Raw genomic sequence first — 25,585 nt, 5'->3', positions numbered from 1 at the left:
ATAGGCCAAGAGGAGGAAATGAGTTGAACTACCGCATTGAGAAGGATACGTTGGGCGAAATCAAAGTACCGGCAGACCGTTTGTGGGGAGCGCAAACACAGCGCAGTAAGGAAAATTTCCCGATTGGCTCGGAGAAAATGCCGTTAGAGGTCATTCAGGCGTTTGCGGTGCTCAAAAAGAGTGCGGCGATCAGCAACTATAAGTTGGGTAGGCTATCTCAGGAGAAGCAGGACGCCATTATTTATGCAGCGGACGAAATTCTAGCTGGACGCGTCGATGACCATTTCCCATTGGTTGTATGGCAGACAGGGAGCGGTACGCAGTCCAATATGAATGTCAATGAAGTGATTGCTCATCTGGGCAGCCAATGGTTACAAGAACAAGGAAAAGATGCGAAGCTGCATCCGAATGACGATGTGAATATGTCGCAAAGCTCCAATGATACGTTTCCTACAGCGCTTCATGTTGCGGGTGTTATTGCCGTTGAGGACCGTTTGTTGCCTGCCATTGATAAGCTGAAAGAAACTTTTCAACAGAAGTCAGAACAATTCAAGGATATCATCAAAATTGGCCGAACCCATTTACAGGATGCGACACCACTTACACTGGGTCAGGAAATCAGCGGCTGGTATGCCATGCTGGATAAAAGCAAGCGAATGATCGTCGATACGGTTCAATATATGAAGGAACTGGCGATTGGCGGAACAGCAGTAGGCACAGGAATTAATGCTCATCCAGAGTTTGGCTCACGAACCTCTGCAGAAATTTCCGGCTTCACTGGCAAAACGTTCACTTCCGCACCCAATAAATTCCATGCTCTGACCAGTCACGATGAAGTGGTGGCTGTACATGGAGCAATCAAAGCACTAGCTGCGGATTTGATGAAAATCGCCAATGATGTTCGCTGGTTGGCGAGTGGTCCGCGGAGCGGTTTGGGGGAAATCACGATTCCAGCTAACGAGCCGGGGAGCTCCATTATGCCTGGTAAGGTGAATCCAACCCAGAGTGAAGCACTGACGATGGTCGTTACGCAAGTCATGGGTAATGACGCGGCTATTGGTTTTGCAGCAAGTCAAGGCAATTTTGAATTGAATGTTTTCAAGCCAGTAATCATATACAATTTTTTGCAATCTGTTCATCTGCTGGCCGATTCCATCATTGCTTTTAATGACAACTGTGCTGTTGGCATCGAGCCCGATCTTGCTAAAATTGAGCACAATTTGAATAATTCACTGATGTTGGTGACAGCATTAAATCCACATATCGGATATGAAAATGCTGCTAAAATCGCCAAACTTGCACATGCAGAAGGACTGTCTCTAAAGGAAGCGGCACTTCGTAGTGGACTGCTGACGGAAGAGCAGTTTGACCAATATGTTGTACCTGCGCATATGATTCATCCTAAAGCATAAAGCATGACGATGGTCGTAGCTTAAGACCTACAAAATTTACAAACCAGCTTGTGGAGTGCCGATCCAGCACAGACCATGAGCTGGATTTTTTAATTTTCCCATAATTTTTTTGCTTAAGATTAGTATTCTGTGTGATTTGAGGGTATATAGTTAGAAGGCGAAAAAATGAACATTTATTTTCAAGATAGGAGAAGCCGTATGGAACAGACAACCGTGATTAATTTGATTGTGCTTTTGCTGTCCGGCTTGCTGCTGGTCGGTGTGCTGACTACCAAATTTTCCAGCCGTTTCGGCATGCCTGCGCTTGTTTTGTTTATTGCCGTAGGCATGGTGCTCAGTCAGTTTATTTATTTTGATAATGCCTTTATCACACAGCTGGTGGGCATTCTCGCGCTCATTGTCATTCTGTTTGAAGGTGGGATGCAGACAAAGTTTACTGATATTAAGCCAGTTATTCGACCTGCATTGTCATTATCAACGCTAGGGGTCATCATTACGACTGTAGTCATCGGCGTATGCGCCAAGTTTATTTTAGGCGTAGGCTGGATGGAATCGATGTTGTTCGGCGCTATCGTCGGATCAACGGATGCGGCAGCCGTATTTTCCGTTTTAGGCGGTAAAAATATCAAAAAACGGATTACCTCAACGCTCGAAGCGGAATCCGGCAGTAATGATCCGATGGCTGTATTTCTCACAGTAACATTGATTGAGCTAATACATCACCCTGAACAATCCATCTGGATACATATCTTGCTGTTTTTATGGGAAATGGGTTTTGGTTTAGTTGTTGGTTTTGTTCTTGGACGCCTGGGAGTATACGCGATTAATAAAATGAATTTTGATTCATCTGGTTTGTATCCTGTGATGGCATTAGCTTTTGCAGTCTTGACGTATGCGGCGGCATCGTTATTGGAAGCAAGTGGACTGCTGGCCGTGTATGTCATGGCTATTGTATTAGGAAATTCCGACTTGACCTACAAGCGATCCATTATTCATTTTAACAATGGTTTCGCCTGGATGGTGCAGATCATGATGTTTGTCCTGCTTGGGCTATTGGTTTTTCCCGATCAATTGCTGGGCATTGCGTGGCAAAGCTTGGCGCTCTCCTTCATCCTCATGCTCGTGGCTCGTCCAATAGGCGTGTTCCTAAGCTTGCTATTTTCCAGATACTCTGTCCGCGAGAAGACGTTGTTATCCTGGGCTGGACTGCGGGGAGCGGTACCCATTGTACTAGCAACCTATCCATTACTTGATGAAATGGATGTAGGCCCCGTGTTTTTTAATGTTGTATTTTTCGTAGTGCTCACTTCTGCGATTATTCAAGGTACCACGATTTCGTGGTTAGCAGTGAAGCTTGGCTTGATGGACCCTAACCAGACATCGTCGCCTTCACTGCTAGAATTAGTTTCTCTGGGAAAAACCACTTCGGAAATCAATCACATTCAGGTACAAAAGGGGATGTCGATAGCCGGCAAGGCGATCCAGGATATACAGCTGCCTGAGGACATTTTGTTCACAGCTATTATTCGGAATGAGCAAATTATTGCTCCGAGAGGCACGACTGTAATTGAACCTGGCGATACTTTGTACGTGCTTAGTCCCAAGCTCAAACGACAGCAGATGAAAGAACTGTTCATGCTGCTCGAACCAGAGGCGGCTCCGTAATTGAGTTTTGTTCTTATCTTTGCAGTCCTTCACATTTCATGTGAAGGGCTTTTTGTTATTTTATTTTTCAGAGTGGATGAATCTGTTAAAAAATTGACACTATCATTCTACAAAATTAGTTTATGATATTGTCGTTAGATGTCGCAGCCTATCATTACGGATCATTTGATGGGCAATAGTGATGAAATACGATAGAAGACACCATACAGGAGAGATGATGAATGAAACCGGAAGTCTTGCCACAGCGGGCAGCAACTCGCAGGCAGAAAAATAAGAAAAAGAAACGAAAAGGAAGATTTGGTCGCTTTATGCTGCGACTTTTTATTGTACTCCTTTTAGCCGGAGTTGGGGGTTGCGCATGGTTGTTTTTAACCCCATCTGGCAAGGATATGCGCTATTTGGCTGCGGACACACTAATTACGACTCAGCATCGTCACTGGGCGAAATATTTTATCGGGGAAGAAGAGGCGAAGAAACGCGTGGCTGAATATTCGGCCCGATTCGAGGAGATGGGGGAGGAGAAGGACAGACATACAATCAAGCTGCCTGATCTGGTTCCAACCAAGGTACAACAAACGCCGCTGGTAGAAGTGGAAGAGGTGTCGGGACGCAATTATCATGGCTATGTTATGACTGTGCATGACCCCACTAAAATTAGACTTGGCGTTCCTGCTAAAGTCGGCCGGGGAGAACGAGTATCTAGCATGGTCGAGCGTCTAGGGGCTGTTGCTGGCGTAAATGGCGGTGGATTCGCTGATCCCAACTGGAACGGGAATGGCTTTAAACCGATTGGTGTTGTCATCTCTCAGGGCCAGATATACTACAACGATATGGGTAAAGATGCCTCGGTTCAAATCGTAGGTATTGATAAACAGGGAAAAATGATAGCCGGTCATTATTCGTTGTCCGAGTTGTCCAAAATGAATGTGCAAGAAGCGGTTACTTTTCAACCACGGCTAATCGTAAATGGAAAAGGTCTGATTCGCAATGCGAGCGAGGGATGGGGAATTGCTCCCCGTACTGCAATGGGGCAGAGAGCAGACGGGGCAATTATTTTCGTAACCGTCGACGGTCGCCAGCCTGGGTACAGCATCGGTGCCAACTTGTATGATATGCAAAATATTTTACTTAAACATGGAGCGGTTATCGGTGCTAATCTGGATGGAGGTTCATCCACGGTACTCGTCAAGGACAACACCATTGTCAACAAGCCTTCCTCTGAATACGGAGAGCGATATTTGCCGACTGCGTTTCTCGTATTTGAGCATCCAGAGACCGTCAGTATCCCGAATATATGGGCAGGGATGAAACCCGAAAACATTGACGCAGCGAAAAAGAGATAAAGCCGGGAGGAACAAGTCTATTCAGTGAACGGAGACTAATAATGAAGCTAGATCGAACAGGATTTCAGCGATGGTTTGTCGCCTTGCTCATGTTATCATTATTGTTGACAACAACGCACCAAGGAGAAGCCGAAGCGGCTAAGCAGGCAACCCCGGCACCTCAAGCAACACAGATAACCGATATTGTTATAGCCGGTCAACCCTTAAACAACAAAATCAAACCGCTATTGATCGACGGTAAGCTGATGGTACCGCTCAAACCATACGCTGAAGCTGTGGGTGCAAGCTACCATTGGGACGCTAAACAAAAGCAGATTACGCTGCAAAAGTGGGCAGCACCCTTAATACTTAAAGAGCGATTACGTAAGAACCAGCAGCAACTGATCTTTAAGGTTGTAGGTAAAGATGTATATGTACCTCTTAGAGACGTGTCGCTTGAATTAGGTTATACGTTGGAGAAGACAAACACACAGATTCAGATCGAGCCACCGAGTCACGGTAAACTAAAAGAACAATTGTATGAGGGGGATCTCGTAGCAGCACGCGAAGCGTTCATTCGGCTAGAAAGACATTCTGTTCATCCTTATATAGAAGTTCACCGTCCTAACACTGAGCTTTTGTCTAGTGTCTACATGTTCCCTCAAGGTGAAGCATTACGGTATTTTACAGTGAACGGGGATGTGCTGAGTCTGGTTGAAGTGAAGGACGATTTTCCGATGGTCACCTATCAAGGGTATGTGGGAGCTCCTTTTGATAATACCTTTACGATGGAATACGATCCACTGGAGCTGTTTTTGGCCAATAAAGCCAAAGATCAGTGGGGAACTTATCCGAAACTTAATAAGCCGCTGATCTATGAGTATACTACAGGATGGGGAGACAGCAGCACTACTTTTTATGGGCGTATTACTATGGATAAAAAAGATGAGCTGCTGGGTACGACGGGCGATCCGATAAGTGGACTCCGAGCCGATGCCAAGCAGATCATGAAAACCTTCAAGCTTCCATGGGAATCGAGGACCGATGTTCGATCGACAATGAAATAAGTTGAACAACTACTACAAAAAAGCGTGTATCGTTGAAGTTAATTTAACTTCTCGGTACACGCTTTTTGCAATGAAATAAGTGTTTGACCTTGTAAACTGCTCAAACTTTTATTAGACGTCATGATCTGCTTCGAGAAATACGGCGATCAGAATACGCGCATTGTTTTCTCCTACGTTTTTGGCATAGTGGGGGATGGCTGCTCTCCAGCTAAAGGAATCTCCTGCTTCCAGCGTAGCTGAATCCTCGCCCTGCTCCACATATACCGTACCCTCCAAAATAAAATGAATCTCATCCCCGGCATGTGCATGCTCTTCTTCTGTAGATGAGCCTGGCGGCATGTCCACCAGCATCATTTTGACATTCCCCTGACCACCCAAATGATCGACCTGAAGGTTGTTTTTACCATACAACGTTTTACGGCGCTCATCCTTGCGAATTACTTGCATCCGTTCCTCTTCTTTAAGAAGCAGAAAAGCAAGAGGGACGTTCAGCGCATTAGCGATGCTGTCCAATGTAGCGATGGAAGGGGAGGTTTTATTATTTTCTACTTGACTCATAAACCCTTGAGATAGTCCGGTTCGTTCGCATATTTGCTGGATGGATAAATTTTTACGTTTACGAGCCGCGCGAATGTTGCACCCTATACCCATTGAGCATTCCTCCTTTTTAAAATTATAATCTATACTAATTTATTATTTATCATACCAAATAATTTGTTGACAGACTATACTTTCTTATGCTAAATTCACATTACAAAATAATTATTACTATTACTAATAATTCGAGTTTGATACACACATATGTGCTGCGGTATAGATTCAGACGAGTCTCTTTTTTTAACCAAATTATTAGTGATATAAATTATTTATTCATATACGCTTGTATGAGTGTAATTAAACAAACAGAATGGAGAGATAAACATGAGTTCAGCAAGCAGAAACGTTTCTACAATTATGCGGGTGGCGCTGGGGATTTTGTTCCTGGCACATGGAATAGCTAAATTCCAAATGGGGTTGGGTAATGTAGCAGGCTGGTTTTCCAGTATTGGCGTCCCAGGATTTTTAGGTTATGTGGTTGCGGTAATTGAGTTGGTCGGCGGGATTGCATTGATTCTTGGATTGCTTACTCGTTATGTATCTGGCCTTTTTGTTATTGTATTGATTGGTGCCATTTTCACAGCCAAATTGTCTGGTGGGTTGATGGGAAATGGTCAAGGTGCAGGCTATGAACTGGATATTGCTTTTATTCTGGTAGCTCTTCACCTCGTATTTGCGCCTACTACTCGCTTGTCTTTGGATTCTTTGTTCAGCCGTCGTAAGTCAACAGAGCAATAATTTTGATTTAACCTTAGTCCTCCAATCCATATAGAAAGAGGGAAATCTCATGACAGCACATCTTCATGACAAAACCAAAATCGGGCAGGTTTCATTAAAAGTGAGTAACTTGGAGCGTTCTATTCAATTTTACACTGAGGTCGTTGGTCTACAGCTTCTGCGTCAAGCGGCGGATACCGCTGAATTGACTGTCGACGGAAAACATCCGCTCCTGATCCTTAATTATGTTGAAAATGCAGTGATTCTGCCGCGCCAATCCGTAGCCGGATTATATCACTTTGCTATTCTTCTACCGAATCGTGTAGCTCTCGGCTTGTCTTTACGCAATCTGCTGGCCCATGAGATTGAAATTGGACAGGGAGACCATGATGTAAGTGAGGCACTATACATTCATGATCCCGATAATAACGGGATTGAAATCTATGCGGATCGTCCTCGTGATCAATGGAAGAAGGACGCAAATGGTTATTACATGATGGGAACAGATCCCGTGGATGCAGAAGGTCTGATTGCCATTTCTGAAAATCTACCTTGGCAGGGACTGCCGCAGGGAACGGCAATTGGTCACGTTCATTTCCATGTGTCTAATCTGCTCACAGCACAGCAATTTTATTGTGATGTGCTTGGCTTTGACATTACGTGCCGATATGGAGCTTCAGCCTTGTTCGTTTCTGCAGGTGGTTACCATCACCATATGGGCTTGAACATATGGGCAGGTGAAGGTGCTCCACCAGCTCCTGAGCAGGCGGCAGGATTAAATTATTTTGAATTGGTTGTTCCAGATCAACAAGAATTGGATGCCATTACTGCTCGTTTGGCTGCGGCAGGTTATGAATGGCAAGAACGTGATGGTGCCATATATGTGGCTGACCCGTTCCACATTCAGATCAAATTGGTTCATGATTAAACCATTTAGCAAAGTTTTGGAACGTAACAGAAAAGGGTATTCCTATAAGCCGTACAGGCTGGGAATACCCTTTTTGATATACTAAAACAAGCTCCAATCCATATCCCGAGACATCGTCTCCAGCAAGTGCACCCCCGCTGTACTGTTGCCCATACGATTCAATGAAGGCCCTACTAGCCCGATACCATATCGTCCGGGTACCATTGTCATTATACTTCCAGATACACCGCTTTTGGCAGGGAGTCCGACTTGAATGGCGAATTCACCAGAGGCGTCATACATACCGCATGTTGTCATAAATGTTTTGGCGATCTGTACATAGCGACGGGGAATCAGCGGTATACCTGTGATCGGATCACGGCCGTTGAAGGCTAGTACGAGTCCCATGCGTGCTAAATCTGTACAGTTCAATTTGACAGCGCAATGTCTAAAATAGACGTCAAGCACATCCTCCACATGACCTCTTAAAATTCCCTTTTCCATTAGAAAATAAGCAAGGGAACGATTCAAATGGCCTGTGGCTGATTCTGAATCGTAGACATCCTGATCATATTCCAGTTTGTCATTATGAGTAAGCAGGCGGAAAAATTGAAGAACACGGGCAAATCTCTCTTCTGGACTGTTTCCGCGAATCAAAGAAGAGACTGCAATTGCTCCGGCGTTAATCAGTGGGTTAAATGGAATCCCCGGCTCGACCAGTTCCAGCTTGAGCATGGAATTAAAACGATCCCCGGTAGGCTCCATCCCCACCTTAGAGAAGACAACATCCTCTCCATTATCCATCAAGGCCAGAATGAGCGTAAATACCTTGGAGATGCTTTGCATCGTAAATTGAATTTCCGTATCTCCGGCTACCACGGTCTCACCCGCACCATTCATTACCACAATACCCAGCGCATCGGCCGGGGCTTTGGACAGTTCGGGAATATATGCTGCTACCTTGCCATGGATATACTCATGACGGCTTTGTTCTACCCATTCCGGCAGTTTGGTCTGTAATCTCTGCCACTCCGATGTCATTTCTTTTCCTCCAGTCGAGTAACCAATCTGTGGTATTTTATTGTAGAGCAAGAAGTAGCTATATACTTATTTTAAAGAAATTTTCGGTCAAAAAACAAGCTCTCATGTCATTTCTTTTTCTCCTGTTAAATCCCCAACCTATTGTAATATCTGGATTATGGATGACAGGAGAAGGAGATGAAGTCAAGTATGTTACACGGTATGTTAGCGGATTACCCGTGGGAGAAAACGATTCATCAATTGTTTGAAGAGCAGGTTGAGCGCACACCGGATCACGTAGCGGTCGTATTTAGGGACAAGCACTTGACGTATGCTGATCTGAACACAAAGGCCAATCAATTTGCACATGTTTTGCGGAACAAAGGTGTAGATAAAGATAGGCCCGTCGGAATCATGGGCGATTGCTCATTAGAAATGATCATCGGGATATTCGGAATATTAAAAGCCGGGGGAGCCTATGTGCCGATTGATCCGCAATATCCAGAGGAACGTATACGCTATATGCTAACGGATTCTGGCGCAACTCTCCTGCTGACCCAGCTTCCAATCCCCAACTCAATGGAGCTCGACAATCTTGCACTGGATTTGACAGATAAACGAAACTACGGGAAAGAAACGGGGAATCTCACTACTAGTCAAAGTTCCGATGCGTTAGCATGTATTATGTATACGTCTGGTTCTACCGGCGAGCCTAAGGGAACCTTAACGATGCACTACAACATTACACGTGTTGTTAAAAAGACAGATTACATCCATTTCTCGACAAAAGATCGGATATTGCAAGTGTCCAGTTTTTCGTTTGATGGTTCTACATTTGGTATTTATGGGGCTCTGCTTAATGGGGGTACTCTTGTTTTGAGCACTCAAGATCAAACTGTGAATGCACGGGAGCTATCCAATATACTTCGTACACAACAGATTACAAAATGCTTTGTGACAACGGCTCTTTTTAATGCATTGGTGGATATTGATCCCAGCTGCTTTGCAACCATTGAAACGTTGCTATTCGGTGGTGAGAAGGCGTCGGTCAGCCATGTACGTAAAGCGTTTGCCTGTATGGGTCCGGGTCGTTTAATTCATGTCTACGGACCGACGGAGAGCACAGTATTTGCTACGTATTACCCGATTGATCATTTGGACGATAATGCAAATAGCGTGCCAATCGGCAAACCAATCAGCAACACGAAGGTTTATATCCTGGATCAAGAGCAGCATCCTTTGCCGCAGGGAGTTGAAGGTGAATTGTACATCGCTGGCGACGGATTAGTTAAAGGTTATTTGAATCAACCAGAGTTGACAGCGGAGCGGTTTATTCAGTCTTCATGGGTACCTGGAGGCAGGTTGTATCGTACCGGAGATTGGGTACAAGAGCAAGCAGATGGGAACTTCGAATTTATTAGACGGATCGACGGCCAGGTGAAAATACGAGGGTATCGAATTGAGCTGGGGGAAATAGAGTCGCATCTATTAAAATTAAATGATATACAAGAAGCGGCAGCTGTTGTTCGTGAAAATGAGGCCGGTCATAAGCAGTTGGAAGCGTATTTTACAGCGACCATCAATCTGACAGCAAGTGAAATTAAAACGGCTCTCTCTATCAAGCTGCCGAACTACATGATCCCCTCTTTTTTTATTCAATTAGAGCAAATGCCACTGACATTGAATGGTAAGCTGGATCGTAAAGCACTGTTAGCTCTTGGTGAAAATATACATGCTGGAGCAGAATATGTGTCTCCTGAGCCGGGACTGGAAACGAAGCTGATGGAAATCTGGCAGGATGTATTGGGACTACAGCAGCTTAGTGTTTTAGATAGCTTTGTCGACCTCGGTGGACATTCTATTCATGCGCTTACATTAATGTCAAGAATGGAGTGGGCGGGATATTCCGTCACTTTAACAGACATTTATCACTATAAAACGATTCGGGCCCTCGCTAATTACCTTCTTTCAACACAGAATAGTGCTATAGGGCCCCTAAAGCAGCAGGGCATTATTAAAACAGCACAACAGTTGATGTCTTGGCTTCACCAAGAAACGGGTGGTGTTTTTGAGTGGGTGAAATACCAAGTAAGGGATTTTATTCACGAAGTTAGAGATATTCAGGTACTTTACTCCGACATGGTGGCTGACGTTAACCATATCACGCGGATTATGGACGGAAAAGTAGCTCCAGAGCTACTGCCACATTACATTGTACCACTGGAACTTAAAGCGGAAATGGCTGATCAATACTGGACGATGGATGAAGAGGAATTTTTCCAGCGTTTGGGCTTAAAGAGCATGAATTCAGATCAAGTGGAAAGTTTACGCAAGCAACTGGAAAAGGATTATTTGAAAAAAGATCAGTTTCTTAATAGAGGGGAAGTGGTACAAAAATACCCGCTAAGTGGAATTCAACAAATGCAAATTTCGTTTCAAACACCACCAAGCTTAGGTATATTTAGGCTGGATGAATGTGTGAATTATGATTTTTTGGATCAGGCTTACAATCACTTTGTCCAAAATCAAGGATTACTGAGGAGCGTTGCGACCCAAAGAGATGGATGGACTTATTGGAGGGAATACGTACTGCCTGGTGATACTGTGTCAAAGCTTAACATTATTGACATGTCAGCTCACAATCCATGTGGCTCCTTTATGGAAATGGTAAATGATTATGTTGCAAATACCCGATTCGCCGAAGAGCATATGTTGTTCCACATGTTTGTGCTGAAACGAAACCTGCGTGAACATTATGTTATAACTATTTATCATCATGCGATATGCGACCGGGTGACCTCGGAAGTAGCCGAACGACAGTTGCTTGCCAGCTACAGGAGTCTACTTCAAAATCGCCCCCTTCCTATGGATGAAGTGAAGCCCTATGAGGCGTATGTCAGACAAATCCAAAGTGGACCAAAAGGAATTACGGAAGAAGAATTGATATCAGCTTTTAGTTTGGAAGCGTTCCAAAAAAGCAAACAAAACATCTTACAAACACCAAAGCTGCGAACGAGCACAGAAGCCTACCTGTTTAACGTATGTATCCCCGCTGAGAATCCTTCTTTAGAGCTGGCGCTTTCTGTCTATTCAAGGGGTCTGCAAACTTATTTAGGTATGGATAAGCTGCCATTGTTATTTTTATATGATGGAAGAAGATATGACGAGGAGGCTTATTATAACACGGCCGGTGAATTTATTGATTTTGTGCCTATGCTGTTGGAGCTGAAGCAAAAACCGGATGAAATGATGTTGTCTGTCAGAAGCAGACTGGATGTATTAAAACACCATACGATCAATTTTATGCATCTTCTTACAAGTCCTGATTACAAAGACAAGTGGGAACGAATCAGAACATTTGTACAGTTGGGGAAACAGTATGAGCAACTAGATTTATTCATGTTTAACTATTTAGGAAATAGCACAAAAGCAGGCTCAAAATACAGTGCTTATTATGATGATACTATTGTAAAGCAACCGAATCCGCTGCCGATCCATTCACTGTTCAATTGCATTGCTTCTTCTTACACGGACGGTCTTATTTTTTCTATACGATGCAGTTATGAGATAGAAGTAGAGGAGGTCAGGGCCGCTTTTTATCAAGCTGCCGGTATGGCATCCCGGATAGGGGAGGTACAATAAGTGATAGGGTCGTCCACTACACCTAGTCAGAGTGGGTCTGATAGGTCACAACGTTATTTGCCTTTATTTTCTCACCACAGTAGAAATATCGAAAAACCCACGGGGAATGATCAAGTGCTTTACTGCATTCGTTTGGAGACAAGACAGGTTCAAGCGATTTTAAAATTTGTACAGAATCACCAGATAGGTATGCCTTCCTTTATAACATCCATATGGTCCGTACTGCTATCCCATTACGCCAATCAATATGCTTTGCCTGTTATATATTCTGAGATATCCGACAAAGAAGCCACAGAAAGTTGTCTGGATTATCCGCTACTCATTCATATACAGAGGGAAGATGATCTTTTCTCTTTGATACAAAGGGTTGCAATGGAATGGAACAAACGACGTACCAGCAGCGATTGGAGAGAGGATTCTTCGCAGCAAACTAAAATCGATTCTCGATCAGGAGCAGAGAAGGATTTCTTCAATGTGGGTATCATGGAGATGTGTGATAATTTCTTATCTCCAAATTCCAATATGAAAGCACCGGCTCTCTTACACAGTATAGATCAGCTAGAAATCGCACTCTGCTACCATTATGATGCGGATGTATTGGAGTGCGCAATACAGTATGATGGAAATCGTTTTGGAGAAAGACAAATCGCTAGCTTCGCAGGCCATTTTCAAACATTGCTGGAAAATGTGCTCCTTCTTCCAAAGAAGAAGGTACTATTTCATCCCATGTTGACCACGAAAGAACGCAAACAGATGCAACAATGGAATAATACAGAACGAGCCTATCCTAAGGATAAAACGGTGGTTCAATTGATCGAGGTGCAGGCTGATCGAACACCCCATGCGATTGCCTTGGAGTTTGGTGAGCAGAGGCTGACTTATTATGAGTTAAATCACCGGGCAAATCAAATCAGCCACATGATTAGAGAGTCGTATTTGCTGCAAGGACATGGCTCTCTGTCGACTGGTACGCTGATTGCTATCATTATGGACAGAAGCGCAGATGTGGTCCCCTCAATGCTCGGAGTTATGAAAGCGGGAGCTGCTTATCTTCCGATTGATCCCCAATATCCTGGGGAGCGGCTGCGATTTATTTTAGAAGATGCACGGGCCGAAATGATTGTAACGCACAGTCAATTAGTAAGCAGGATACATCCATATATATCTCAACTGGGTATGAAACCGTATTCGCTGATTTGTGTGGATGAATGCTCGGTGCAGCAGGACTGCAATCCCAACGAAAATTTGCAGATCGGGCTGAAGCAGAATGATCTGGCTTATGTTATCTACACTTCCGGCTCTACCGGAAAACCGAAGGGAACTCTCATTGAACATGCTGGCTTGGTCGCATTGGTCCCTTATCTGGTTGAAAAGTTTGGTATTACCTCTGACTCAAGAGTCATGCAATTCGCCTCCATGAGTTTCGACGCTTCGGTCTACGAATGGATCGGCACGTTATCAGTAGGCGGGACATTGGTTGTTCTATCAGATGATGAACTACCACCTTATGTTGATATTTCAGATATTCTTGCAGAGAAGAACATCCACATTGCCATGCTGACACCATCAGTGCTTCGAACAATGAAACATAGAGAATTGCCGAAATTGCATACACTTATATCTGCTGGAGAACCCTGTACTCCTGACATTGTCGGTTATTGGGGAAGAGGAAGACAATTTGTGAACGCTTACGGACCGACCGAAGTAACGATAATCTGTGCTACTTCTGTCTGCCGGCCAGGAAAAGAAATTACGATCGGTCAACCCGTCTATAACAAACGGTTATTCGTCTTGAACTCATTCGGCAATCCTGTGCCTGTCGGCGTTCCTGGCGAATTATGGGTAGGGGGCATCGGGCTTGCCAGAGGATATTTGAATCGTGAGGAACTGACTCGAGAACGGTTCGTTCATAAAGAGATTGCAATCAGCAGTGAGTATCCGTCGCACAGTGAGCGGTTATATAAAACCGGGGATATTGTGAAATGGACGCCGGATGGAGAACTGGTATTTATACGACGCAGTGATGAACAGATTAAAATCAGAGGGTATCGTATCGAACTGGGTGAAATCGAATATCAGCTACGCCAGCATCCTGACGTCAGTCAATGTGTCGTTCAAGCCTGGAAGGACGGATCATACCATAAACTGGTTGCCTATTATACTGCTGGAGAAGAACTGAAAGAGGCGGAACTGGCGCAGCACTTAAATGCTATGTTACCAGCATATATGATTCCTTCGTATTTTTGTCATCTGGATTCATTTCCAGTAAATACAAACGGAAAAGTCGACCGTGGGGCTCTCCCCGATCCGAAGAGTACCTTATTTCTTCAAGCTGATCAAGCTGTGGAAGCAGACGAGGATGATCTCGAAAAGCGTTTGCTTTGGATTTGGCGACAGATTTTAAAAAGGGGAGATATCGGAGTTAACGACCATTTTTATGCTGTTGGAGGAGATTCAATTCTTGCCATTCAAGTCGTATCTATGGCCAGAGATCACGGTATGATACTTACTCCAAGACAAGTGGCAGAGCATCCAACCATTAAGAAATTAGCTACTGTAGTTGCTTGGACAGACAGTAGTCAAACAGAAGAGCTTATGGTTGATTGGTCAGGCGAATTTGGCTTGACACCAATCCAACACTGGTTTTTCGAGCAACAGTTTGTAGTTCCGCATTATTTCAACCAATCCCAGCTATTTGTGCTCCGTGATTTCGATCCTGTAAGGTTAGAAACTGCCATTAATCAATTGATTCGATTACATCCAGAGCTTTCGATGGAGATTGTGGTCAGGGAACATGTGTATTCGCAGCGCTACCAAACGGATGCCTCCATCCAACTGGCTAGCTATACCCTTCAACAAATTGAATATCCTGACTCCGAAATTTCAAGCATATGTGATGCATGGAGCAGACAATTGAATTATGAGACGGGAAACATGATGTATGCGGGAGTAATCCAAGGTCACCCTGATGGTAAAGCTCGTTTATTTATGACTATACATCATCTGGTCATTGATGGAGTGTCCTGGAGAATATTGGTTCAGGAATTGTATCAATTGTATCAGGGGATCGCGCTGTCTCCCGTTCTGAATCCATACAAAAAGTGGCATTCTGCATTGAAGAGTTATTCTGTACATGAGGATACTTTAAGTCATATTGAACATTGGAAAAAAGTACAGCATCAAGCTGCAGCTTTTGTGCTGCCAGTTGACCATGATCCGGCTCATAAAAAGAGTAGGGAATCTTCGGAATTGGTTACGATGCTTGCTTCAGACGATACGGAGCTGCTTTTGCACCATTGCTCCCAGGCTTACCATACTGAGATCAACGATCTGCTGCTTACAGCTTGGTCCCTAGCGCTCTCCGATTGGTCTGGACAGACAACGATTGCATTTCGCTTAGAAGGTCATGGACGTGAGCACTTTGTATCCGATATAGACCTGACAAGGACTATCGGTTGGTTTACCTCCATGTTTCCGGTTTGCATTCAGATTCCGGAGGGTTGCTCTTTGGGAACGACGATTAAATCTGTCAAAGAGCAATTACGCTATATTCCTCACCGCGGCATGTCATATGGTGCTTTGAGATACTGCCACCCGCGCGAAGAAGTTCGTTTCGAGTTAGCAGCTTCTGAACCTCAGGCTCTTTTCAATTACTTGGGCCAATTTGATCAGGGAATTATGAACGAGTCAAACGAGTGGCTAGAGTTTACACGTGACGCAGCACAGGATTATAGCTCACGGCTTAATCATGGAACAAGCCTATTGGAACTCAATTGTTCCATTGTTCATGGCAAGCTGCATCTGTTTATGAAATATAGCAAATGTCATTATGAAGAAGTAACTATAACTCAATTGCTAGATGCTTTTGTAACACGTCTGCTTGCTATTATCGAGCATTGCAGGCAGGTTGAACACGAAGAATTCACCCCTAGTGATTTTCCATCCGTGTCCCTGGAACAGCAACCGCTCGATCAGATCGTTAAGACATATCAATTGAAACATGGTCTAGATAAAATGCTCTATCTAAGTCCCTTACAGGAAGGACTACTGTTCCATTACTTGGACCATCCCGCCTCCGATCAATATTTCGTGCAGGTTCGTTGGAAATATCATGGCAGGCTAGAGGTGGGCCGTTACCGTGAAGCCTGGAGCAGCGTCATTGCCGAAAATGATAGCTTGCGGACTTGCTACATTTGGGAGGCGCTGGACAAGCCCATACAATGTATTGTCCAAAATGCAGAATGGGAATGGACCTTTTTGGATATTGAAGCGGAGCAACCGGTGCGGCAGCAGGAGTATATCGAACGCTGGATGGCAGCGGATCGTAATCGCCGTTTTGATCTAACTCAGCCTGCGTTTCGCCTAACCTTGATTCAGGTTGCTTCAAACGAATGGACGATGATTTGGAGTTACCATCATATTTTGCTGGACGGTTGGAGCCTGCCGTTGCTGCTGAATCGGGTACATGATCTCTATGCTTGTAGCCTGCAAAATCGGATGCCACAGCGCAGCTTGACCCGTTCTTTTGAATCTTATATTCATTGGTTAGACTCTAAAGATCGCACGGAGGCCGAGACATTCTGGAGGACGTATTTGGCCGAAGTAACGGAGCCAACACGACTGCCTATAGAGAAGGGTACACTTCCCGATGTACATCGACCGATCAAGAACCAGCAGATCGAAACTCTTATTATTGATTCAAGACGAACTAAGCAGATTGCTGATTTTGTACAGCAAGCACAAGTTTCACTAAATACGCTGGTACAGTTCGCATGGGGCAAAGTGCTACAAGTCTATCATGATGCCGATACAACCATTTTTGGCATGGTGGTGTCCGGGAGAGGATCAGATCTTGCAAAAGCGGATCGGATCACAGGTATGCTGATTAATACGCTGCCTTTAGTCATGCACTGGAATGTGGAGCAAACCATCATGGAGTATGTACAACAGCTGCACCAAACCATTCAGAAAATTAACGACCACAGTTATGTGAATCTGAACGAATTGAAGAGCTGGTCTGGTATTCAGGGACATGCCATGTTTTACAGCATTGTGGCATTCGAAAATTATTTGAACGATTATCGGCAGCCTGCGCATGAATTGAAGATGTCAGCTATGGAGGAACGAGAAAAAACGAATTATCTAATGACGATCACCGTGGCCCATGATGGGGAACAGATGATCATCAAGTTTATATATGATGCAGATCGACTGAAAAAAGAAACGGTTAGCCGATTGGCAGAGCATCTGCATAATGCGGTGCAATATGTATTGGAACATCCGGATCATACCCCTGCAGATGTTTGCTTTATGAATAGGGATGAATATGATCGAATCGTCTATGACTGGAACAATATGTATACAGCATATCCCAGAGATCGTTCGATTGTTGACTTATTTCTGGAGCAAGCCAAGCAGCGGTCTTCACAGCCGGCAATAATTGCGCACAATCAGGTTATGTCCTACCACAGCTTGGACCTCATTTCTCTGCATATTGCCAATAAATTAACGGATGATGCTAATGCCAATAGTCGTCATGGAAAGTTTATCGGAGTTTACTTGCCACGTTCTCTTGAATTCATTGTCTCCATCCTGGCGATTATGAAAGCGGGATATGCCTATGTTCCTATTGACCCTGATTTTCCGGCAGAAAGAACCCGTGAATTAATCAAGGACGCTGGACTGGATACCATCCTCACTTCACAGGAAGGAGCAGAACGTATCTCAGAAGTCAGTATAGGAATTCGTTTAATCTTGATTGATACAAAGCATTTTGACCCAGATGGAATTGTACAACAGGAAAAGAAGGGAAATAGGGTTGCTCCCAATGACCTTGCTTATCTGATGTATACGTCCGGATCGACGGGAAAACCGAAAGGCGTTATGGTGGAACATCGCAATGTCATTCGCTTGGTCAAAAACACTTGTTATTTCCCATTTTCCTCTGACATCAGATTACTTTATACGGGTTCGCCTGTTTTTGACGCTTCGACGTTTGAAATTTGGGGAACGTTGCTGAATGGCGGTCAGCTGTTTGTAGTTTCCAAAGATGATCTTCTGAATATCCGCCTGATTGAGCAGCGGATGAAGGAGTGGGGAATTAATACCCTATGGTTAAGTTCCGCACTGTGTAATCAGTGGATTGAAGAAAATGAAAAGCTATTTGCTGGACTTCAATGGTTGATCGTAGGTGGGGAAATTTTGTCGGTTAAGCATATCAATCGTATCCGGCTCGCCCATCCTGAACTTTCGATTCTCAATGTATATGGTCCTACGGAGAACACTACTTTTTCGACGAGTTACCGGATCGAAGAGCCATTTGAGCAGAATATTCCTATCGGTAAGCCCATAAGTAATTCAACTTGTTACATTTTGGACAAACGGGGCCGTGTTCAGCCTGTCGGAGCAGTCGGAGAATTATACGTGGGAGGAGACGGGGTGGCGAGGGGATATTGGCAGCAAAACCAATTGACAGAGCAGGCGTTTATTCCAAATCCACACTGCTCTGCCAAAGATCGTGAAAGAGGTACAAATCTAGTATTATACCGTACGGGTGATCGAGTAAGGTGGCTGCCAGACGGAAATATCGAGTACATCGGACGGGGTGACGATCAGATAAAACTCCGTGGTTATCGAATCGAACTCGGAGAAGTCGAGTTCCGTCTTGGCAGCTATCCTGCGGTAAAAGAATGCCTGGTCCTTGTCCGGGAGGTTCATGGTGATCTCCGGATGTTCGCTTACTATACAGCGGAAGAGGAAGAACGAGAGGAGCAGCTTCATACCTTTATGGCTAATGGCCTTCCATCATATATGCTGCCGTTTCGTTATATTTGGCTAAAATCGTTCCCGTTAACGGTTAACGGGAAAATCGATCGGAAAAGGCTCCCTTTACCTGAAATCCATAGCGAGAAAGAAGCAATTACCGGACCGAAGACTGAATTGGAACAAACCATAGAAGAAGTTTGGAGCACGGTTCTAAAGCTGGATTACATCGGCAAGAATGAAGACTTTCACACATTGGGAGGACATTCACTCCATGCGCTGCGCATAGCCAGCTTGTTGCAAAAAGGCGGATATCCAGTTACGGTCAACCAGATATTTCGTGAACGTACTATCGAACGTTTGGCTATTTCGTTGAGCAATGCATCGACGAATACAGCGCCTGCCCTCTGTCCGAATATGGATAACTCGTATATTCAGTCCATAAGAAAAGCATATCCGGATGACGGATTTCCACTGTCTGCTGTACAAAAACGTTTTTTCCAAAGAAATCTTGTGAATCGCAACATGTTTAATGTTCCTTACCTGGCCCGGCTCAAAAATTACATTCCTACTGAATTACTGAGCACGTCGATTGAACAACTATTGAGTAAACATGCGGCGTTGCGACTATCTTTTGCTCAACTGGAGGATGGAGAATGGTATCAGTTTGAGCAGCAAATAAGTGCAGAACAGGTAGTCTCTTACGTAGATCTTCACATGGTCCCGGGTTCACATGACACCTATATTTCGGATTACTGCTCGAAAATACAGTATGAATTCGATATCAAGGAAGGCCCTTTATGGAAAGTAGTGTGGTTTGACAGCTATTGCGGAAAGAGGGAACAGGTGATATTACTTCTGTTCCATCATTTGATTTTTGACGGAATCTCCATAAACATTTTTTTAGAGGATTTGAGACATCTTCTCTTGCTGGGACAAGGCAGTGAACTGCCGCTACATGCGGAGGAGGAAAGCAGTTATCGGGATTGGTGCATCGCGTTGACCCAATATGCGGCGAAAAACACTTTTTCTAAAGCATTCACTTTCTGGAACAGGGTTGTAGAAGGCGGGCAATCTTTGCAGGTTGACACGGAATCTGAGGTAGAACCTCTTCATCGCCACATGAGAACTATAACGCATGATTTACTTGAAGGAGAAGAGCATCTCCAGCGATTAAAGGCATTGGCTATAAAGCATCAAACGACACCACTGAGCATCCTACTAACGGCATTATCACAGGCTTGTTTTCAATTGAAAAACCAATCGGATTTGCTGCTGCATGTCATGTCCTATCAACGTGAGTCTTTTTTGCCGGGTATTGTGATTGATCGTACTATTGGTTTTTTTGCTGGAGCATATCCTCTTCATATTGAGATCCAGGAAGAAGACCAGTCGGACAATTGGGAAAAGGCACTTGGATCTGTCATACACATGTTGCAGCATCTTCCATCTGAAGGCATGGATTACTTTCTTTTACGATATATGATACAGGATATTTATCCAAATACGAAACCACTGAGAGACGGGACACACATGCTTTTCCATTACCAATCAGAGGAAATGAACGGAATTGCTAATGATTTGTACGAGCCTTTATCGATTTCTTACGGAAATACGAATGCAGCGGACAACCCCTCTGCTTACAAGCTAAATATGACGGCAGATCTTAGACGCGATAGATTAAGTTTAACTTGCTATTATAGTTCACTGCATTATAAGGATCAGACGATCGCTAAGCTAATACGCTGTATATCCGAATATCTGTATCGAAGCATCGGTGTTCGACCCTATACCATGATAATGGAGGGAATCTCAGATTATGAAAATATATGAATTTTGCCCCTTTTTCAATGAAAATCGCATTGCAGAGATAAAAATAAAAGAAAATGCCAGTTGGATCGACGAACTGCATGTGATCGAAGCTAACAAGACATTCAGCTATTTGGATAAGCCACGCAACTTCAATCCAGATTATGTAAGCTACAAGGTCATTCATCATCCATTTCATGCGGATCAAATGTTTCGTGAACCTGAGCAGCATTCGTTGTACTTTGATGTGGATCGCTGCGGCGCGGATCACTTTGACCACTGGTACTGGCGTCTGCTCAGTCATAACAGTGCGTTTTATAATGAGGCTTGCCAAAGAAACAGAAGCACCTCTATTTTGCAGGATAAGGTTGAGGATGATGATGTGATCATCTTAGCTGATTTCGATGAGATCATTGACAGCCGGATGGCGGATCGTATTGTTGCGGAAGTGAAGAAGCATCATATTATTACAATAAAAATGCACTATTCTGTATTTTTTCTGAATCTTTTCTGCCAATCTAATCATGGCGCTCCTCATTGGAGCTATCGCGTGTTCGCTATGACCGGACGTTACTTCAAAAGCATGCCTTTCTCACCTGATTATCTCAGGAAAAAGGGGATTGCAGAAGCTTTATATGATGATATTTATTGTCTGGAGGAGCCAGCCGGATTCCATCATTCGTGGCTTGAATATCAGAAAACCGCACTTCCCAAACTGCAAGCATTTGCCGCCAATGTGGAAGATAAAAGTATTTTGAATGCAGAGTATATTGATCAATGCTTACATGATAAAAAGCTGTACTATATCGACACTGAACTTTATGTTGATAACTCAAAATCGTTTTTGAGCAGTCTACAGGAGCTTGAAACCGATGATCTTTGGTACAAGTAAAGCTTAAAGTAAAGTGAAATGAAAAAAACTGCCGACAGGGTCGGCAGTTTAGTTTAAAAACCTTCTGATGGTTCAGAATGATCCATCGGAAGGTTATTTTGCTATGTAGTTGAAATCAATAGTAGCTGCTTGAATTCAATGAGCTTATGATAGCAGGCAATAGAGCAACACCAATAATGATATAGACTACAATTACAATAGCGGCCCAAAGCAGGCCTGCTTTAGCGTAGTTCGCTTTGCTCGGATTCGTCGAGCCGCTAAAAGCCCACACAAACAGCATGACAAGTCCCACTACTGGTATAGCCATTAGAAGTAAACTGATCATCCACTCCTTGAATGAAACAGGTGGTGGGTAAACAGGCGCTGGTCTGGATGGTGCTCCTTGTTGGTTGTATTGCGGATTTAACGAGTTAGACAATTGGATCTTCTCCTTACGTGTTTAGTATGTTGTGTTTCCTATATTGTCCAGAACATCATACATGATATGACAATAAGCAACAAGTAAAATTCACTAAACAGTCTAATAGTACTATCAATTGACCTGAAATAGGTCTATTCACCCTATTGACGAAGCATTGATTATGTATTAATGTATTGATATTATCATTTTGTTTTTATCAATTGAATAAAAATAAAAATTATATAAAGCATTCGTTGCTTTTGAACCAAAAGCGATAATGCCCCAAATAGAAGCAGGTAGGTGACACAAGTGACAGATGGGATGAAACACAATCACAGTGGCTTGACGGAAGAACAATTTTTGGCCCTTTATGATGCGAATCAATATGAGCGTCCGTCCGTAACGGTAGATATGCTGCTATTTACTGTAATGGATCAGATCCAGCAGAATTACCGCAAGCTGCCGGAGAAAACACTTCAACTCCTATTGATCCAAAGAGGAGAGCACCCTTTTATAGGGCAATGGGCGTTGCCTGGCGGTTTTGTGGGTATGAATGAAAGCCTGGAAGAAGCTGCGCGACGCGAGCTTAAAACCGAAACCAATGTGGATCAGATTTATATGGAGCAGCTGTATACTTGGGGAGATGTGGCACGTGATCCGCGTATGCGGGTAATCAGCTGTGCTTACATGGCGCTAGTCGATCATGAATCCTTGGAGGTACAGGCAGGGGATGATGCAGCAGATGCTCAATGGTTTGAACTGGATTACACTGTGGCTCAGGAGACGCGGACGAATCAACCGGGAGGTTACACATGGGAGCAGAACATTAACATTACATTGAAGCATGCGGACATTCTTCTGTCAGCCAAAGTGAAAATAACTGAAATTCTTAAGGGAAAAACCATAGAAATGAAGCGAGAAGTGCTGGAGTCACAGGGAATTGCTTTTGATCATGCCAAAATTATCGCGTACGGTATTGAGCGTCTACGCAGCAAAATTGAATATACAGATATCGCGTTTCACCTGATGCCGGCTCTATTTACACTGAGTGAGCTTCAGCAGGTGTATGAAATTATTTTAGGTAAGGAGCTGTTAGCCGCAGCTTTTCGTCGTAAAATAGCAGATCTCGTGGAAGAAACCAATGAGTATAGGAAGGCAGCCGGACATCGTCCGTCCAAGTTATACCGATTTAAACCACGGTCACGTTTTATATAGTATTAAAGGAAGAAGAAATGGGGATTTTTTATGGAAAAGTATACATTTTTTTATCGCAGTCATTCGCCCTTTTCGCAATGGTACCCTTGTGAATTTGTTGTGGATGGATTGGAGTTTAACTGTGCCGAGCAATATATGATGCTAAAAAAAGCACAGCTTTTTGGGGATGAAGAGGCTGCCCTGAAAATTATGCAAGCCTCTACCCCAAGGGAGCAAAAGGCCCGTGGCCGCAGTGTGCGCGGCTTTAACCAATCCTTGTGGGAAGCAAATTGCCGGCAATTCGTGTATGACGGAAATTATGCCAAGTTCACCCAAAATGTGAATTTGCTCAAGCACCTGCTTAAAACGAAAGGAACTACCCTGGTTGAGGCTAGTCCGACGGACACCATTTGGGGGGTAGGCTTAGCAGAAAATGATGCACGTATACAGCATCGTAAGCTATGGCGTGGTACGAACTGGCTGGGGGAAATATTAACGAATTTACGTGAGGATTTATTGCAAAAGGAGGACTCTTCGTCATGAAAAATACAATGACTTCCCGAAGTAATCGGGATACCAGGTCGCATATGGCGCATGAAACACTGTCCATTTTGGAATATGGGCATTATACGAATACCAAACAGGTACAAGTAAATATAGCAAAAGAGGTAGAGAATGCGGTCACAGGCTCGAAATTATATAAGCCTGCTCAACTGGTGGCTATAAAGCAAGAGGCAGAGCAAAAAATAAAAAGTATATGGGGTGCTTCCTCCCATGTAGGCGAACGGGCGATCATTGGAAAGATGGAAGTTACGGGAGAAAGCACGTTGCAGGCCGCACATAGACTCCAGGTTGAGGAGAAGCGGGGATATGTAGCATGTTTAAATTTTGCATCAGCTAAAAACCCAGGGGGCGGATTCCTTGGAGGCAGTCAGGCTCAAGAGGAAAGCTTGGCTCGTTCATCAGCGCTATATCCGTGTATTTCACAAATGGAGGAAATGTACCAACATAATCGGAAGCTGCGCAGCTGTTTTTATTCAGATTATATGGTTTATTCTCCGCAGGTTCCTGTTTTTCGTGATGATCAGGGAGCATTGCTGGAAAATCCGTACCTAGTCGATTTCCTGACCGCGCCAGCTGTGAACGCTGGAATTGTGCGTGAGCGTGAGCCAGAGCAAGTGCACCGGATTGGAGAAGTCATGTTGGAACGCATTCGTTACATATTGGGAATGGCCATGCAAAACGGTGTACAACATCTTGTGCTTGGTGCTTATGGCTGCGGGGTATTTCGTAATAAGCCGGAAGAGGTTGCAGATTGGTTTAAGCAAGTGCTTGTAGCTGAAGGATATGGACTGCTGTTTGAGCGGATTGTCTTTGCCGTATTAGACCATAAAGCAGAGCAGCGTACTTTAAACAGTTTTAAAAATGTTTTATCCTGATACTAGAGACCAATTAAAATAAAATAGGAGAGTGCTGAATGAAGCCATCTTCCAATATTACTTGGCATGTATCAGAAGTTGATAAGCAAGCTCGGCAGCTTCTGAACGGACATAAAAGCCCGGTGCTTTGGTTTACAGGGCTGTCTGGCTCGGGAAAGTCAACGGTATCCTCCACTCTCGAAAAAGCGTTATATGCACGAGGTATACGTACATTTATTTTAGATGGGGATAATATTCGGCATGGTTTAAATCGCAATTTGGGTTTCCTGCCTGCTGACCGCAAAGAAAATATTCGTCGCATTGCGGAAGTGTCCAAGCTGATGTCACATGCGGGTGTTCTAACGATTTGCGCTACCATTTCGCCATATCGTGAGGATCGTGAAATGGTAAAGGATATTTTACAACAGGAAGGCTGCTACGAGATTTATATACAGTGCAGTCTGGAGGAATGTGAGCGACGTGATCCAAAAGGAATGTACAAAAAAGCACGAGCCGGGGAAATTCAACATTTCACGGGGATTGATGCTCCATATGAAGCGCCACTGGAACCTGATTTAATCGTATCGACTGAAGACCGGGAGGTGAATCAGTCGGTACAGGATATTCTGGATTTTCTCGATAGAAAGCAGCTGCTATTATGATTTTATGATGAAATCCAGATGAATATTATCTGAAAGTCTTTATAGCCAAACCTGAAGAAGTGATCAATAAAATCATTATAGAACGTAAAAATTGAAGTG

General features: G+C 43.9%; 16 protein-coding genes. 13 read left to right on the top strand and 3 right to left on the bottom strand.

Features of this window, described 5'->3' with window-relative positions; genetic code table 11:
• Nucleotides 1–23: 23 nt before the first annotated feature.
• From fumC to FKV70_RS21925, 4 genes are all read left to right on the top strand, one after another.
• Nucleotides 24–1,412 (top strand): class II fumarate hydratase, encoded by a 1,389-nt coding sequence (gene fumC, locus FKV70_RS21940; protein ID WP_142614447.1) that lies wholly within the window; start codon nt 24–26, stop codon nt 1,410–1,412.
• Between the two features lie 198 nt (nt 1,413–1,610).
• Nucleotides 1,611–3,077: a potassium/proton antiporter gene (locus FKV70_RS21935; RefSeq protein ID WP_142614445.1), complete on the top strand. Its 1,467-nt coding sequence runs from the start codon at nt 1,611–1,613 to the stop codon at nt 3,075–3,077.
• 221 nt (nt 3,078–3,298) lie between these two features.
• Nucleotides 3,299–4,420, top strand: coding sequence for a phosphodiester glycosidase family protein (locus FKV70_RS21930; protein ID WP_142614443.1), 1,122 nt, complete (start codon nt 3,299–3,301; stop codon nt 4,418–4,420).
• 41 nt (nt 4,421–4,461) lie between these two features.
• Nucleotides 4,462–5,466 (top strand): stalk domain-containing protein, encoded by a 1,005-nt coding sequence (locus tag FKV70_RS21925; RefSeq protein ID WP_142614441.1) that lies wholly within the window; start codon nt 4,462–4,464, stop codon nt 5,464–5,466.
• A gap of 111 nt (nt 5,467–5,577) precedes the next feature.
• Here FKV70_RS21925 and FKV70_RS21920 read toward each other — a convergent pair whose 3' ends face one another.
• Nucleotides 5,578–6,117, bottom strand: a complete 540-nt coding sequence (locus FKV70_RS21920; protein WP_063210505.1) for a helix-turn-helix domain-containing protein — start codon at nt 6,115–6,117, stop codon at nt 5,578–5,580.
• 270 nt (nt 6,118–6,387) lie between these two features.
• Here FKV70_RS21920 and FKV70_RS21915 point away from each other — a divergent pair, with 270 nt between their 5' ends.
• Together FKV70_RS21915 and FKV70_RS21910 are read left to right on the top strand one after the other, a co-directional pair.
• Nucleotides 6,388–6,801, top strand: coding sequence for a DoxX family protein (locus tag FKV70_RS21915; protein WP_063210503.1), 414 nt, complete (start codon nt 6,388–6,390; stop codon nt 6,799–6,801).
• Between the two features lie 49 nt (nt 6,802–6,850).
• Nucleotides 6,851–7,708, top strand: a complete 858-nt coding sequence (locus FKV70_RS21910) for a VOC family protein (RefSeq protein ID WP_142614439.1) — start codon at nt 6,851–6,853, stop codon at nt 7,706–7,708.
• Between the two features lie 81 nt (nt 7,709–7,789).
• On the opposite strand, the gene glsA is transcribed toward FKV70_RS21910, so the two are convergent.
• The gene (gene glsA, locus FKV70_RS21905; protein WP_063210499.1) at nt 7,790–8,728 is read right to left on the bottom strand and encodes a glutaminase A; all 939 of its coding nucleotides are present in this window, start codon (nt 8,726–8,728) and stop codon (nt 7,790–7,792) included.
• 177 nt (nt 8,729–8,905) lie between these two features.
• Here glsA and FKV70_RS21900 point away from each other — a divergent pair, with 177 nt between their 5' ends.
• The 3 genes from FKV70_RS21900 (at nt 8,906) to FKV70_RS21890 (ending at nt 21,812) form a co-directional block, all read left to right on the top strand.
• Nucleotides 8,906–12,349: an amino acid adenylation domain-containing protein gene (locus FKV70_RS21900; RefSeq protein ID WP_244310808.1), complete on the top strand. Its 3,444-nt coding sequence runs from the start codon at nt 8,906–8,908 to the stop codon at nt 12,347–12,349.
• Nucleotides 12,350–12,721: 372 nt separating this feature from the next.
• Nucleotides 12,722–20,944 (top strand): non-ribosomal peptide synthetase, encoded by an 8,223-nt coding sequence (locus FKV70_RS21895; RefSeq protein WP_244310807.1) that lies wholly within the window; start codon nt 12,722–12,724, stop codon nt 20,942–20,944.
• Nucleotides 20,931–21,812, top strand: coding sequence for a glycosyltransferase family 17 protein (locus FKV70_RS21890; protein ID WP_142614435.1), 882 nt, complete (start codon nt 20,931–20,933; stop codon nt 21,810–21,812). The genes FKV70_RS21895 and FKV70_RS21890 overlap by 14 nt, the downstream gene beginning before the upstream one ends.
• A gap of 115 nt (nt 21,813–21,927) precedes the next feature.
• Here the strand turns inward: FKV70_RS21890 and FKV70_RS21885 are convergent, their stop codons facing one another.
• Nucleotides 21,928–22,230 carry a hypothetical protein gene (locus FKV70_RS21885; protein ID WP_064797114.1) on the bottom strand — a complete coding sequence of 101 codons (303 nt, stop codon included), beginning with the start codon at nt 22,228–22,230 and terminating at the stop codon, nt 21,928–21,930.
• A 291-nt stretch (nt 22,231–22,521) separates the two neighbouring features.
• Here FKV70_RS21885 and FKV70_RS21880 point away from each other — a divergent pair, with 291 nt between their 5' ends.
• From FKV70_RS21880 to cysC, 4 genes are read left to right on the top strand one after another with little or no spacing between them, the layout of a single operon-like run.
• On the top strand, nt 22,522–23,427 hold the full coding sequence (locus FKV70_RS21880; protein WP_142614558.1) for an NUDIX hydrolase: 906 nt from the start codon (nt 22,522–22,524) through the stop codon (nt 23,425–23,427).
• A 30-nt stretch (nt 23,428–23,457) separates the two neighbouring features.
• The gene (locus FKV70_RS21875) at nt 23,458–23,949 is read left to right on the top strand and encodes an NADAR family protein (RefSeq protein WP_142614433.1); all 492 of its coding nucleotides are present in this window, start codon (nt 23,458–23,460) and stop codon (nt 23,947–23,949) included.
• The gene (locus FKV70_RS21870) at nt 23,946–24,845 is read left to right on the top strand and encodes a TIGR02452 family protein (protein ID WP_142614431.1); all 900 of its coding nucleotides are present in this window, start codon (nt 23,946–23,948) and stop codon (nt 24,843–24,845) included. Before FKV70_RS21875 ends, FKV70_RS21870 begins: the two co-directional genes overlap by 4 nt.
• Before the next feature lie 38 nt (nt 24,846–24,883).
• Nucleotides 24,884–25,486: an adenylyl-sulfate kinase gene (cysC, locus tag FKV70_RS21865; RefSeq protein WP_142614429.1), complete on the top strand. Its 603-nt coding sequence runs from the start codon at nt 24,884–24,886 to the stop codon at nt 25,484–25,486.
• Nucleotides 25,487–25,585: the final 99 nt, after the last annotated feature.

Origin of the sequence: Paenibacillus ottowii (genome assembly GCF_006874425.1) — a bacterium.
Classification (GTDB): Bacteria; Bacillota; Bacilli; order Paenibacillales; family Paenibacillaceae; genus Paenibacillus; species Paenibacillus ottowii.
Note: the sequence above shows the minus strand (reverse complement) of the source record. Positions and strands in the feature narration are given on the sequence as shown.